General features: G+C 43.2%; 3 protein-coding genes. All 3 read right to left on the bottom strand.

Going from position 1 to position 2,556, the window contains the following annotated elements:
- Positions 1–884 (bottom strand): NAD(P)-dependent oxidoreductase (locus LHW48_01430; GenBank protein ID MCB5259125.1); only part of this gene is annotated, 884 nt, incomplete at its 3' end.
- Between the two features lie 37 nt (positions 885–921).
- Positions 922–2,022, bottom strand: a complete 1,101-nt coding sequence (locus LHW48_01425; protein ID MCB5259124.1) for an NAD(P)/FAD-dependent oxidoreductase — start codon at positions 2,020–2,022, stop codon at positions 922–924.
- Positions 2,023–2,221: 199 nt separating this feature from the next.
- On the bottom strand, positions 2,222–2,556 hold a 335-nt coding region (locus LHW48_01420; protein MCB5259123.1), incomplete at its 5' end, for a mannose-1-phosphate guanyltransferase.

Raw genomic sequence — 2,556 nt, 5'->3', positions numbered from 1 at the left:
GTCTTAGTAATCTTGAAGCCTAGAGTGTTTTTGATCTTCTCAAAAGCAACCCGATAATCTCTGGGATCTTCGTTCTTCTCTACGTATTTTACGACCATATCCGGGATTAGCTTTTGCAGTTCTTCTGCCAGCATTTTCTTCTGGTAGTTTTCCTTTGTATCACCGACGTTGAAGACATTCTGTTTTACTTTATCCGGAGAAGCTTCAATCACTGCTACGCAAGCTCTAGCAAGATCTTCTACATGGCAATATGGCCGCCAAAATTGCTCTCCAAAGATCACAAGTTCTTTGCCTAATGCAACGTCTCTGGTAAACTCATTTACTGTAAGATCAAAACGAAGCCGGGGTGATAAGCCATATACTGTAGCAAAGCGAAGCGCAGTAGGGCAAAAATCTTCTCTATAGCTACCGCTCAGCATGTGCTTCTCAAACTTCACTTTAAGTTCCGCATATAGCGATACGGGTTTTAGAGGTGATTCTTCGGTAATCATCTCATCACCTTCCATCTTCCCATAGTTACTGCAAGTGGAAGCAAACACAAAACGCTTAACCCTCTGCTCCTGGTGAGCAGCTTCTAGCAGATTCTTGGACCCTTCCCAGTTTATCGCTTCAGCGAGTTCAGGTTGTTTTGCGCAAGCAGGATCACCCACAATAGCGGCCAGATGAACGATTGCATCAACTTCACTGAGCAGTGGCTTGATTGTCTCAATATCCCTCACATCAGCCTTTACAAAACTGAATCGGGGATGGTTATAGAATCCAATGATGGAATCTCCTCCAAACATCAGACAATCAACCCCCAGTACATCATATCCTTTTGCAAGAAGCTGATTTACCAAAACTGAGCCGATATAGCCCGCAGCACCTGTTACCATAACTCTCATGAGCTTTCTCCTTGAAGCGTAAACATATTTTTTCTCATTAGTTACCTTGTATTTTACTTACATACTTAGCAATTGCCAGGCTGGCAGTGAGACCCGGCGATTCCATACCGATAAGATTGACCAATCCCGGGAAGCCATTACTCGATTCTTCCTGAATATAGAAATCGCGGAATCCGTCATTTGGTCCTTGCAATTTGGGGCGTATGCCAACGTCATCCGGCATAAGGTCTTCTTTGGGAATGTCAATATAGCGGTTAATAGCTTTATAAAACTCATCGAAGTATTCGTTTTCAAATCGATAATCTATCTCATCTACATAAAAAGCATTGGGTCCAAATCGAACTTCTCCGGCAAGATTGATAGTTAGATGGATGCCGAGGAATATCCCTTTGGGATCCGCTACAGGATAAATCAGATGATCAATCCCCTTCAGCTTTGTGGTCTTGTAATACTGCCCCTTACACCAATGCTGATTTATCTTCAAAGCTTCGATATCCATTCCTGCCATTGCCGCAATCCTATCTGCCCATAAGCCGGCTGAGTTGATCAGATTCTTGCATTGAAACTGCTCTCCGCTCGCAAAGTCTAATATATATGAACCCTTATCATAAACGATGCCTGTGACTTCATCACCATAAACGATAAAAGCGCCCTTCTCTTCGATGTTTTCCGCTAAGCTGCGCATATACTCATGTGTATCAAAAATCCCAGTGCTGGGTATAAACAAACCTGCCTTACATTTTGCAGAAGGTTCAAGAGATTGAGCCTCATCTGCAGTAATCATCCTGAACCCAGAGCATCCATTTGCCTCACCCCGCCTCAAGTATGAAGTCACTACATCTTTCTCAGCTTCATTCGTGGCAACAATGATCTTTCCGGTATTCTTGTGAGCAATCCCATTTTCTTTTAGATAATCATAAAGTAAGGCATTGCCCTCTACGCACAACCGGGCTTTCAACGATCCGGTATTGTAATAATGCCCGGCATGAATTACTTCGCTGTTCCTGCTGCTGGTATGCCTGCCAAAGCTTTTCTCTTTTTCAACTACTACCAAATCCGGATCAGCTTTTGCCAGCTCATAAGCTATTGCAAGCCCTATCGCACCGGCTCCGATGACAACTGTATTTATCTTTTCCATTCAAACTCTCTCAAGCTTCGAAAACCTCTCGACCTTATCCCTTGGCATTAGCGGTCATTAGCGTTCATACATTCGCGAATATTCGCGGGAGAAGCCCAGCTCTCAACCTTCTAAACCTTCTCAACAGCGAAGCGCTCAACCTTCTAGACCACATTCGCGAACATTCGTGATCTTTCATTCGCGATCATTCGTGGGTAATCTATTCAAACTTTTCTTTGTAGATTTCTTGCGCCTTTTCGTAGTCTTTCACTTGCCCAATGTCCAGCCAGTATTCCTCGATTGGATAATGCGTAATAGGCAAGCTCAGATCAATCATCTTGCGAATCAGGCTGTCCATACCAAAGTATTCATTGTCCGGGATCAAATCAAGAATTCCCGGCTTAAAAATGTATATCCCTGCCAGAATAGTAGTTCTTATATCCGGCTTTTCTTCTATTCCGGTTACAAAATCACCTTCCGTATGAATGTTGCCAAACTGGAATGGCGTAACGATCTCTTTAGTACAAATGGTAAGTAGAGATTCTTTGCTTATTG

The organism is Candidatus Cloacimonadota bacterium (assembly GCA_020532355.1).
Taxonomy (GTDB): domain Bacteria; phylum Cloacimonadota; class Cloacimonadia; order Cloacimonadales; family Cloacimonadaceae; genus UBA5456.
Note: the sequence above shows the minus strand (reverse complement) of the source record. Positions and strands in the feature narration are given on the sequence as shown.